The 12,549-nt window shown below is 38.3% G+C and carries 3 protein-coding genes and 1 pseudogene; 3 read left to right on the forward strand and 1 reads right to left on the reverse strand.

The window, feature by feature from the left end; genetic code table 11:
• A pseudogene (locus tag A6733_RS08010) lies at window positions 1-205 on the reverse strand (hypothetical protein); the annotation flags it as partial.
• 1,071 nt (window positions 206-1,276) lie between these two features.
• On the opposite strand from A6733_RS08010, the gene A6733_RS08015 reads away from it, so the two are divergent.
• The 3 genes from A6733_RS08015 to A6733_RS08025 all read left to right on the forward strand — a co-directional run bounded on the left by A6733_RS08015 (window position 1,277) and on the right by A6733_RS08025 (window position 11,367).
• Window positions 1,277-1,489 (forward strand): hypothetical protein, encoded by a 213-nt coding sequence (locus A6733_RS08015; protein ID WP_092402851.1) that lies wholly within the window; start codon window positions 1,277-1,279, stop codon window positions 1,487-1,489.
• 3,093 nt (window positions 1,490-4,582) lie between these two features.
• Complete coding sequence (locus tag A6733_RS08020; RefSeq protein WP_092402755.1) at window positions 4,583-6,439, forward strand: hypothetical protein; 1,857 nt, start codon at window positions 4,583-4,585, stop codon at window positions 6,437-6,439.
• Window positions 6,440-9,117: 2,678 nt separating this feature from the next.
• Window positions 9,118-11,367: a hypothetical protein gene (locus A6733_RS08025; protein ID WP_092460811.1), complete on the forward strand. Its 2,250-nt coding sequence runs from the start codon at window positions 9,118-9,120 to the stop codon at window positions 11,365-11,367.
• Window positions 11,368-12,549 lie beyond the last annotated feature (1,182 nt).

Raw genomic sequence — 12,549 nt, forward strand, 5'->3', positions numbered from 1 at the left:
CCCTCATCGCTGCTCTCATTGCCGCTCTCTCTGGATCAGGCTTACACAGCCCTCCAGAACCACCTCCTTCTAATGTCCCACTACCTGAACCAGAAGATTCCGTGCTTTGCTCTAATGCACCTGATGACCCCCCACCCTCATCCTCTTGTACATCGCCACCACCACAAACTGACCCACCGCCTGAGATACCTAATCTCCGTTCCATTAGTAGTCCTCCTTATTTTATTTTCTTCTATCTATCTGTACCACACACCGCAAACAATTCACCATACAACCCCGAAATCAATGACAAGCTTGATTTTTTAATTTATTTAATACACCTGCACCTCCCAGAACACACGCAAACCCAAGCCAATAAAAAAACACCCCCAACAAAAAGCCACGCACATACAAAATCCCGCAAACTATCTACAGAGAAAACACAGCACCAAGTAGTCGTATGTAAATATGTAGGGCATTCATATAAGCAAATACACCTAGCTTAGGCCAGCAGAAACTCTCATTAAAGCAGACTATCCCTTGCCATTAGAGGAAAAAGATCCAGTTATTCCTATCATCTTCGTAAAATTACTGGTGATGGTAAGATTGCTGAAATTTGGCTAAAAACCAAATTTTTAGTCAACCTTTTTTATTAATCATAATAGCTTGTAGCTTGAAAAAGCTTTATTTAGTTACCTAAAATGCAAAGTTATTTGTGTAAGTATGTTTGTATTTATGCGGAATCATTCCTGACACTGAGGTGGAAGATATCTAGAGTAATAAAAATAATTACTACCAGCAAATTGGATTAACACACAGCCATAGCAAATTATATTTACTTTTGTCTAATCTTTTTTGCCGCACCTACTTTACACGTAAACACTAACTCCTAAACTAACGCACCGTCAACAGATGATACAGAGAGAGTAAGACTAATGAGGGATAATAAGCGTAGGAGGAGTGAGGCAGAGGGGAACGGAGGAGGAGCGGGAGAAATGGGGGGTAGTGGTAGCAAGCATGCAAAGGGGGAAAGTGAGGGCTAAAAAGGTCTGGAGCTAGTTGTGTTATTTATACGTATCGCGAGGGCGCGCGCCAGTTGGGCTGGGGCGCGTCTGTGCTTAGTAGTTCATAGATAAAGGTGGGGTGTGTGTTTAGTTTGGAGAGCGACCTAGAAAGCTAGGGTCAGGGTGGGTTATGAATCAGGGATGGTTGTGATAAGGGAATGAGTGGGTGAGGTGTTCGGATACGTGGGAAAATACAGTTTCTCCGAATTTAGAGTGGATACTAACTCTGAAGTATGGTTTCAGTTAGGAGTGGGTTGTGTAATTTAGTAAAATGGGGACTGCCGTGGGATGTGTTTTGTGTTGACACACGTGCGTCGTGCTTGGACTCGGTCGGGCCTAGAGTAGAATCTCTTCAGTGGTGGGGCGGCGATCTGCAGGGACAAAGGGACGGTATTGACGATAATAATAATATTGTAGGCAGAGAAAGAAGTAAAAATAGAGGTTGAGTAATAGTAAACAATGTCTACGATGAATTAGTAAAAAGTAGAAGAGGTTGGTTGTTTTACCTATGACAGCTGGCAAGGGTGCTGGGAATAGAACAAATTATTTCATTCCCATTGTGTGGTTTGTTTTTTTTGGAGAATTAGTAGCTGTTTATGTAGCGCTGTAATATTTAAGTATTGGAAGTAGTACACATGAGTGCATTTCACTTAATAAGCTGCCAGGAAGTTGCTGGGAGATAGATTGTGTGATTGCGAGTGAAATTATAGGTAGTAAGGAGTCGTAGTGTTGTTACTGCAGTTGTAGTTTAGTGTACCATCTGCTGGCGGTGTATTAGTTTAAGAATCGACATTTACGTGAGTTATAGGAGTGACAAAAAAGATTAGGCAAAGACGTGTCGTAGCCATGTCAATCTCATTTGTGAGTAGTAATTATTTTTCCAGACATTTCCTGCCTTAGTACCATAGTCCCGCAAAAACACCAAACATATTTACACAAATATAAAATTATGATGATTGATAAAGAACGTAGCTATTTATTATCATTAATATACCATTATTATTAATCTTACGCATATGATTGGAATAACTGGACCTAATTGATAATTGGTAGTGATGGTAGTTGAAGGGGAATTTTTGGTATGTTTGTATGTTTTTTGGGGGAGTGTTTTTTTATTAGTGTGTATGTACATGTATTATAAGAGATAATTAAGTCAAAAGAGAAAGCTTAACATTGGTTGTAGATGGACTTATCTACAACGTGTGGTATCCAACGGAAGAGAGTAAAAAAACAAAAGAATAGGGACTCTTCCGGTGAAACCGAAGTTAAGTACCACAAGTAGTGAAGATGGTGTGATGGTAACGATGTATGAGGTTCTTTAGACGAGTAGTCACAACCATAAAATGTATTACAATTAGAACAAAATACAGGATTTTATGGGGTAGGGTGATTTGTGTTAGCGTTGCATTTAGCACGATTGTTGGGGATGCGTCCTGATGAAATGCTACTTCGAAGTATGTTTTATAGCACCCCCCGCATTTTCCTCATGCATCATCAGGTTTATCTGCCCAACTTTTAAAAGAACAGGAAGGATTGTTTTGCCTTTAATCAGGAGAGGAAACTAGTTTTGATGTCCAAATATAGAGATAGACTGAAAGAGCTAAATGTAGGTAGAGCTCTAGCAAGAGTAAGATAGTTAGAGCTGGAGATAGAGTTATCTAGAGCGGTGGTAAGAGCGAAAGGACATTTTCAGAGTTAGATGGGTTGGGAGTTGTAGAGCAAGATTAGGGTTAGAAATAGTAGAAGAGATATTAAATGGGAAGATAGGTGATGGGAATGATAGAATAGTAAGGAACAGTAATGGAATAAGTGTTTCAAATATACAGGGAAAGACTCTACTCTCACGATACGAATATTAAGTGATTTACTGTAAATCAAGTATTAAGTTGTAACGCTATAATAGGCAGGCAATTGCACTCAGGATTAATACACTCCTCTTTAGTACTTGTACGATGTACATAGTTCTTAGGTAGGGTTGCAATTAAGTGCAAATTTATCTCCACTAGGTTGGTGTGTACTCTGTTAAGAAGCGTATCATTTTAACAGTGGTTTACGTACGTAACAGACCCAAAAACAAGGCATCATAGTGGAATATAACAGAAAATACAGATGGTATGGATGAAAGATTTGTTCTGGTGAATAATTAGAGCACGAAATTCAAGACCAATTTCTGGAGAGTCTCTATTGCCTTGGAGGTTGATACCACAAAAAATATAAAAGCAGGAACTATAAGAACGGCATTGCTTGTTGTCTATTCTTTTTTTGTAATATATAACTGCTCGGCAATAGAACTTAATTTTTACGTGCAGCAATCTATTGTTAAGAAGTATTTTACCTAGATCATCATTATCTGTGTGGGACGAAGGATCATTTATATTAGATATAGTAAGTAAGTAAGTGCAAGAAATAATTGTAATTTGCAGTGTAATCATAATTATTATTTATGAGCAAATAAAAAAATTACGGCTTCGATTAAAATATGTAATGCATGTAATTACTTGTTCTGAATTAAAGGAAAGTAAATCAAAACTAGGAAATGTAATTTTTTTAGTTATTTTAGCAATATATCATCATATTTTACTCCCCCAATTGTTCTAGGTACTACTCTGTCTTTATTGACAATAATATTTGAGGCACTGGTTACTTTAGTATTTTTATTGAAAGCATAAATTGGATAATTTCTATATCGACAAGTACATTATTAAAACAGTGTTGTTGTATTTGTTAAATTATTTTATGAATCATAATGTTTTGTGATTGTTTGCTCAAAAATAAGTATAGCAAAAACAGTTGTATTAATGCATCACTTCTTTATTAGTAATTATTAGTGTTAAATGAAATTAACCTAAAAGCAATATCTGAGCAATAAATAATTATTAAGATTACAAAGGCGTATGCATTAGATTAAGCACAATCATTTAATTTTAGACACTGAAGCAAGATTAGTTGAGATGAACTAATTTGCTGTTGGTGCTATTAGGTATGTTTTATGCGTAAACAATAGTTACCTATTTTTACACTTAAATAATTCCTCAAACTAAAATTAATTACATGAAAATTTTTAAGCATACACACAAAATATATCAAATAGGTTTTTATATTGTGCTTCTTTCTTTAAATTAAATCTGAAAAATTGTTGAAACTATGCTAATTGATAAAGACTTTTAATTTTGTCATCAGTAATCCTACAAAGGTAGTTATTATAATCTAACCTAATGTAGGGGGGCAGTACTAGCTAAAAAATAGTTTTTACTAACTCGTAGTGCTAATCGTGTTCTATTCTATTTTATTATATATAGGTTAAACTAATTCGTAGGTGATATTTCTCATTTATAGTTGACGAAATTATTTTTTACATGTGCCTGGACCTGTATATTTTTGTTGACAGTATTTTATTTAGCATATATGCCATTTGTTCTAAAAGGTGTATTAAATTAAAAAACAAGCTTGATATTGATTGTAGAGAGATTTGTCTAGAGAGATTTGTCTACATGGTGTGTTATCAATAGAAAAAACAAGAAAGTAAGGATTTTATACTAATGAAGCGTAAATTAAGTAGCACAAGTAGTGAAGCAAGTATTCTGGATGATAATGATGAAAGAGGTGGTGTAGATGATCAGGTGCAACCGGCAAGTGCATTGGTATTAGAACAGAACATAGGATCTGCTGAGTCAGGAGGTTTCCTACCAGCGCCACATTTAGCACAATCGTTGGGTATGTTACCTGGTGAAATGATATTTAGAAGTATGTTTTATGACACACCGCAGGCTTCTCATATATCATGTTTAGTGGCTCAACTTTTAAACGAACAGGAAGTTTTGCTTAGCCTTCAACTAGGAGAGGGAACTAGTTTTGCTGTTCAATCTAGAAGCGATGTTGATACTCTTGCTCTTATGGAATATAACGCAGCAACAATACAAGCGCTTATGGACAGCGTAGAAGTACCTTCATTTGCAGTAGTACCGGAGGTGGTAGTAGGGGAAAGTGATGCTATGTATTGTCAAGCTTCGTGTGCACCAGAGGCAGTGACGGCAGAAGATGTAGGTACTGTGTTTGGTCAAGCGCCAGGTGTAACCGAACAGGGTGCATCAGCCTCTGATGAAGGGTTCATTTTAGCACCGGATTTAGCACTAAGGCTTGGAATGTACCCTGAACAAACGCTACGTCGAAGTATGTTTTATGGTACCACACAATCTAATATTGTTTTAGAGATGGTGAATCAACTTTCAGAAATTCGAGAAAATTTATTGCGCAATCAAGAGCTGGAAAGAGCTGGTTTAATTTCAGAAGGAATTGGCGTAGGTTGTGAAGATACTGCTTCTCTTATAGTAACTAATGAAGAATTAATACTGGCTCTGATGAGTAGTATAGAAGCACCTGTAGTAGCACCGGCAGTAGTGGTAATAGATTCGGAAGAAGAGTTGGTGGAGGAAACAGTGAAACAGGACACTATGGTAGCGAAAAGTGGCAAAAAAGTTGTGGTATTGGGTGAGATATCGGCAGAGAAAATGGAAGAGATAAGGATACGGAGTGCAGAGATAGTTAGGGGATTAATTGAAGAGAAAGCTGCGAGAGTTAGAGTAAGTCAGGAGAGAAAAGTTGCTAGAGAATTAAAGAAGAAGGAAGAGAGACAGTTGGCAGAAGCTGCTAGAGAGTTAGAGCAGCAAAGGATGGAAGCTGATAAAGAGTTAGCGAGGCAGGAAGGTGAGGTATTGCCAGAGATTAGAGAGATGACTGAGGAGGAGGAAGCGGCAGAGCTAGAGAGAGTGGAGATAGCAAGAAAGGAGAGATTGGTGAGAGCGGAGATAGCAAGAGAGGAGAGATTGGCGATAGCTAATGCTAGAGTAAAAGAGCAGAGAGAGGCGCGTGAACGAGAGCGACTAGAAAAACTAGGAAAGATGAAGGAAAGACAACAGAAGAAAGAGGCAGAAGAGAAAGAGAAATTAGAAAGGATAAAGGCGAGAGAGAGGAGGAAAGAAGAGCGTGCAAAGGAGGTTGAGTTGCGTGTGCAGAAGAGGGAAGCGAGATTGAGGGCTGGAGAGTTAGAGATAGTTCTAAGGGAAGAGAGAGCTAGGTATCTATATTCATCGGCAGCAATTGACTTGAGAGTAGGGGTGACAGTCGAAGAGGTAAATCTAGAACTAAGTAGAGAGATAGAGCGAGAGCGCCAACTAAGACTAGAGTTAGGGCAGGTGGTGGCGCGTATAAAAGAGCTAAAGAGAGAGATGGGAATAGCAATGGATAGAGGGATGCATAAAATGGTGTTAGAGCTAGATAGGGATATAGCTTTAGCAAAATTAAGAGAGGTAGAGATAAAGATAGATATGGTGAAGGTAAAAGAGAGGAAGAAACAGCTGTCACAAGAATTAAATAGACTGTCGAGTATAGGCAGTTAATGTATTTGGTAAATGGCGAGTAAATAAGTTACATACTAGTAAGTCTATGGGGGATTGTAGTATCGGGATGTTTTTGCCATAATTGTAGTCCAGTGCGTTAGTGCGCTTCTTGTTAGGAAGTGTATCAGTTTAAGAATTGTTACTTACATGTCTAACCAATTATCGTAGATAAATGCAAAAGGATTTATCTTGGATAAAGAGTTAGCATAAATTTTGAGACTAATTACCTTATAATTTATGTTACATGTAATATTATGAAGAGTGACACAAGAAACATAAGAAACTGTAGATATGGGAACTGTGTTGTTTGTGGTAATCGCAATGCTCTCATATAGCATGAATACTAGTTAGGGATACAAAGATGATTAATTTGAAATTGCAATTTTGTTTTCTGTATGTAGGTAAAAGTTATACTCGCATTATATTAGGTGAAAGTAGGTGTAGTGAGTAATTAAATCGAGGAACAGATCAGGAAACTTTTATTTTCAACTTCTTAAGATCATTTGTCAAAGTAATCTGTTTTGTTGAGAGGTGTCTTATCTAGAGCGGTGTCATAACTTAGTACGGTATAGAAGGCTACTATGTATGTAGTGCGAAGGTGGTTATTTATAATTAGATGATAGGAAGCACATTTGTTACATGGGGTGATTGCTGCGATCTTAGCTGTTAAATATGTGAACTGTCGTAGGGCAGTTACGGCTGTTATGTTGACGTCAGTACAAAGATTATTATTGGCATTGCAAGATTTGGACATTCGGCAGCGGCTAGGTAGCGATGTTTAGTTTTCCTCATATTTAATTTGGTTGTTTTGTTAAGTCCTCACCTACTTTAGGATTTTTTGTCAATTCTTCCCACATGAGGCATGCCTCCCTAGAGGCAGTCTTACCATGAGTAACGATGTTATCATGTTAAATTATCTCAGATAAAGTACAGCATCGGTATTTTCTTCTTTGAAGATAGTTGATTTAGGCATGACAGATTTGTTTATAAGATTAGTGGGCAATTATAAGTGTTATAAGAGCAATAACTCTGAGAATAAGAAAGATATTTATAGTCGAAAGCGATTCTATAAGGGGTGATAGCAGGGTAGGGTGAGTGTGTGTAACATGGAAGTTGATGTTTAGTGATGTTATGCATATGATTCCATTATAGTATGTGTGGTTACGCGTAGTTAGAGGAAGCACGTTGACAATTAATGCTATTGAGTTGTTAGATGATCAATTAGTACCAAGTTTATCACTTTGATAGATTAATCACCCACTGATAGTTCAAACTTAAGTTACTAACGAAGAATTTATTTGATCCAAATGCTGATGGGTAGCGCAGAAGGGTACCTGTAGAAGTGATGTTAGCGTAGAATAATTAGTGTGGAGAGAGTTGTTAACCGAAGTTAAAGGAAGAAGCTGCAGCAGAGCTAGAGAGTCTTTCTGAAGATAGCGAGGATAGTGGTGCGTGCTTTACGCAAGATAAAAAGAGATAGAGGCGAAAAGAGAAAGGGACAGTAAGGGTGGGAAGGCGACAGAGAGAGGAGATTGAAACAGGATGAAAATTTAAGAGCAAGTGGCGAAAATGAAAATGAGACAGCTAGTGATAGAGATAGGTTAGTTATACAGAGCCAGGCAGACCCAGAAAGATATAGAGCTAGTTAGATAGCGAATAATAGCAGAAGCACAAGAGCTAGATAACCTATTAAACATACGTGCTGCCGCACTGTTCTTAGTGGGGTAAGTTTTTAGACGTTCATGAGACCTTAACATATATTACACTAGTAGAAGGTTTATCATGGGAGCTTATAATAGAATCTGTAGTTTGGTGGCATGGATGATCTGCAGAAACGAAGAGACAATATTGACGGTAATAGTAATAGCGTAAGCAGAGAAATAAGTAAAGAAAGAGGTTGAGTAATCGTAAATAATATCTACGATTAATTAGTAAAAAGTAGAAGATGGTGGTTGTATTACCTATAACAGCCAGCAAGAGTACCAAGGATGGCTTAGAGAATTAGCGGCTGTTCATGTAGCACTAATGATGTAAGCTTTGTAAGCGGTGCATAATGCACTTACACTTAGTAAATTGCCAGGAAATAGATTGTGTACTTGCAAGTAAAATACCAGGTAGTAAAGTGTTGCAGTTGTAGTTTGGCGTATCATTTGCTGATAATGTGTTGTTTTGAGAATCAACGTTTGGCATGTGTAATAAGAAAAGGATCAGACAAAAACATGCCATGGCCATGTTAATACTCATTCATGAGTAGTAATTAATTTTTATTATTCCGGATATATTGCGCTTAGTATCATAATTCCACACAAATAACAAACATATTTTTACACATAAATTACAACATATACATATCTTTGGTAATTAACTAAATTATTTCCCAAGCTGTGATGATTGATAAAAAATAATTTAGCTTTATTAAGTAGCAATCAAGTAGCAGTCTTACTATCAGGTGATTGTAATGACTAGATCTAATGGATGTAGGTCAGTACTGGCTGAAAGAGAGTTTTTGCTGATTAAGAGTGCTAAACAATTCACTTGGACGTAGTTTACATATAAGTATTATGTGATGCCTGTGCAAGTTAACTAAATTATTTTTGTGATCTAGTTATTTTTGATATGTTTGTGATGTGATGTTAATGGAATAGAATAAAAAACAAGAGAATAAGGTCTGTATACTGATGAAGCGGAAATTGAGTAGCACAAGTGGTGAAGCAAGTGATATTGATGGTAACTATGGACGAAGTTCTTTAGATGAGGAGGCACAACCGTCAAGTGCATTGGAATTAGAACAAAGTATAAGGACTGCCGAGGCAGGAGGATTTCTATTGGCGCCGCATTTAGCGCGGTCGTTGGAGATGCGTCCTGGTGAAATGTTATTTCGAAGTATGTTTTATGGTACCCCGCAGGCTCCTCATGCATCAGATTTAGCTGCTCAACTTTTAAAAGAACAGGAAAGGTTGTTTTGCCTTCAATCAGGGGAGGGAACTAGTTCTTCCGCTCAACTTAGCTACGGTCATATCCTTGATCTTATGGAATCTAATGCAGCTGCAATACAAGCGTTGCTGGATAGCGTAGAAGCACCTCCTCCAATTGCAGTAGCATCAGCAATGGCAGTAGGAGGTGTGGGTACTGCTTGTGGTAAAGAAGAATCAAGTGCACAAATGGCAGTGATAGTAGGAGATATAGGTACTTTGCACGGGCAAGTGTCAGGCATAGCAGAACAGAGTGCCAGAGATTCTGACGGGGGGGTTGTGTTAGCACCAGATTTAGCACAATTGCTGGGAATGCAACCTGGTCAAGTGCTACTTCGAGGTATGTTTTGGGGTACTCCACAGTCTGATATTGTTTTGGGAATAGTAGGTCAACTTTCAGAAATGCGGGAAGATTTATTGCGCAATCAAGGACTAGAAAGATCTGGTGTAGCCCCGGAAGGAACGGGCATTGATTACGAAGATACCGCTTCTCTTATAGCAACCAATAGAGAATTAGTACAGGCTCTGATGGCTAGTATAGAAGCACCTTCATTTATAGCAGTACCGGCAGTGGTAATGGAAGATGTGGGTACACATGGGCAAGTGACAAGTTCACCAGAGGTAGTGGTGGTAGAAGATGTAGGTACTGTGGTTGATCAGGTGCCGGGTGTATTAGAACAGAGTGCATCAGGCTCTGATGGAGGTTTCATGTTGGCACCGGATTTAGCATCAAGGCTGGGAATGTACCCTGGTCAAGTGCTACTTCGAGGTATGTTTTGTGGTACTCCACAGTCTATTGTCGTTTTAGAAATGGTAAGTCAACTTTCAGAAATGCGGAAAGATTTATTGCGCAATCAAGGACTGGAAAGAGCTGGTTTAATCCCAGAAGGAACTGTCATTGGTTGCGAAGATATTGCTTCTCTTATAGCAACTAATGAAGAATTAATACTAGCTCTGATGAGTAGCATAGAAGCACCTGCAGTAGCACCTGAGGTTACGGTAATAGAGGATGAAGATTTGGTAGAAGAGTTACTAGAGGAAACGGTGAGACAGGGCACTAGGATGGCGAAAAGGGGCGAGGGAGTTTTGGTAAGTGGGTTACCTGCAGAGAGAATGGAAGAGGTAGCTATAAGGAGTGCGGAGATATTGAGAGGAATAAGGGAAGAGAAGGTGGCGAGAAGAATCACGGCGGATCAGGAGATAAGAGCTGCAAAAGCCGCTGTAAGGTTAATTAGGAAGGAGGATAAAGAGAGAGAGGGGAGAGAGAGGAAAGAAGAGAGAGTTAGGGAAAGGGAGGCGCGTGCTCTAGAGAAATTAAAAGAGAGGGAGGCGAATCGTAAAAAGAAAGAGGCGGAGGAGAGAGAGAGACTAGAAAGGAAAGAGGCGGAGGAGAGAGAGATATTAGAAAGGAAAAAGACGGAAGAGAGAGAGAAACTAGAAAAGAAAGCGGCGATAGAGAAAGAGAAACTAGAAAAGAAAGCGGCGAAAAAGGAAGAGAAGCTAGAAAAGAAAAAGGCGAAAGAGAGAGAGAGACTAGAAAAGGTAGAGAAGTTCGTGGGAGAGGGAGAGTTGCGCTTGCAAAAGAAAGAAGCTAAAGAGAGGGTTAGAGATCTGGAGCTAAAGCTAGATTTAGAGAGAGCTAGGTGCCAACAACCAGCAGCAGCAATCGAGAGAACAGGGTTGACGGCCAAAGAGGTAGAGCTGGAACTACGTAGCGAGATAGAGCGTGGGCGTTTGCTAGAACTAGATTTAGAGCAGGCGGTAGTGCTTGTAAAAGAGATAAAGGAAAAGTTGAGAGTAGCAATGGATAAATGGATGGATAAAGAGGTGTTAGAGCTAGATAGAGATGTAGCTGTAGCAAGAGCAAGGGAGATAGAGATAAGGATAGAGGTATTGAGATTAGGGGCTAGGAAGAGGCAGCTATTCATGGAGTTAAAGAGACTAGGAGCCTTGTGAGAAGTGTTATGGGAGAATATAGTATCTCAGGATACCTTTGCCATAATTATAGTTCGGTGTGCACCTTAACAAAATAGTCTAAAACATCACAGATCAAACATCACAGATAAATGCAGATGGGATAGTATAAAATGCGGATGGAGATAGGGTAGTATAAAATGCGGATGGAGATAGTATAGGTAGAGAATTCATCTTGGATAAAGAGTCAGTACAAAATTTGAAATTAGTTGCTGTATAATTTACATTACCTGGAAGATTGTGAGGTGCCCCGGTAAATATAAAGAAGCTTGGAACATGGTACATTAAAGATTAATTGGAGATACCTGGGTGACTAACTTGAAATTGCGACTTTGGTTTTTGTGTAGAGTATAGAGGTAGGATGTATACGTGCAAGAGATTAGACGAGAGTAAGTGTGGTAAGTAAATCGAGGAACAGATCAGGGGACTTGTATGTTCAAACGCGGTGTTATAACTTAGTACGGTACAGAAAGCTACTTACTATGTATGTAGTGTGAAGGTGATTTATTTATAATTAGAATTATTGTCACTTATGAACGAAGAATAGCGTTTCGGTTTAGATGTGGTGAATGTGAAGGTTTATCCTGAATTAATATGGCTTGACGGTGTGTTTTCTTTGTGATAGGAAGCACATTTGTTACATGAGGTGATTGCCACGATCTTAGCTGTTAAACATGTGAACATGTAGTGGGGTGGCTATGGCTGATATGTTTATTGGCATTGCAGGATTTGGACATCGGGCAGCGGCTAGGTAACGGCGTTTAGTTTTTTTTATATTTAATTTGATTGTTTTGCTATGTCCTCACTTACTTGAGTAATTTTTTATCGATTCTGCCCATATGATGAGGCGGTTTTCCTAGAGACAGTCTTGCTATTAATAACGATGCTATCATGTTAAATTATTTCAGATAAAGTACGGTATTGGTATTTTCTTCTTTGAAGATAATTAAATTTAGGCATGGCAGATTTATTTATAAGATTAGCGGGTAATTATAAGTGTTATAAGAGCAATAACTCTGAGAATAAGAAAGATATTTATAGTCGAAAGCGATTCTATCAAAGTGATAAACTTGGTACTAATTGATCATATAACAACTCAATAGCATTAATTGTCAACGTGGTTCCTCTAACTATAAATATGTGTAACCACACATACTGTACTAA

Source organism: Candidatus Ichthyocystis sparus, from assembly GCF_900078745.1.
Taxonomy (GTDB): Bacteria; Pseudomonadota; Gammaproteobacteria; order Burkholderiales; family 2013Ark19i; genus Ichthyocystis; species Ichthyocystis sparus.

Bases quoted from the DNA above. Each gene is read 5' to 3' on its own strand.
- A6733_RS08015 (WP_092402851.1), top strand. From the start codon at position 1,277: ATGGTTTCAGTTAGGAGTGGGTTGTGTAATTTAGTAAAATGGGGACTG.
- A6733_RS08025 (WP_092460811.1), top strand. From the start codon at position 9,118: ATGAAGCGGAAATTGAGTAGCACAAGTGGTGAAGCAAGTGATATTGAT.
- A6733_RS08020 (WP_092402755.1), top strand. From the start codon at position 4,583: ATGAAGCGTAAATTAAGTAGCACAAGTAGTGAAGCAAGTATTCTGGAT.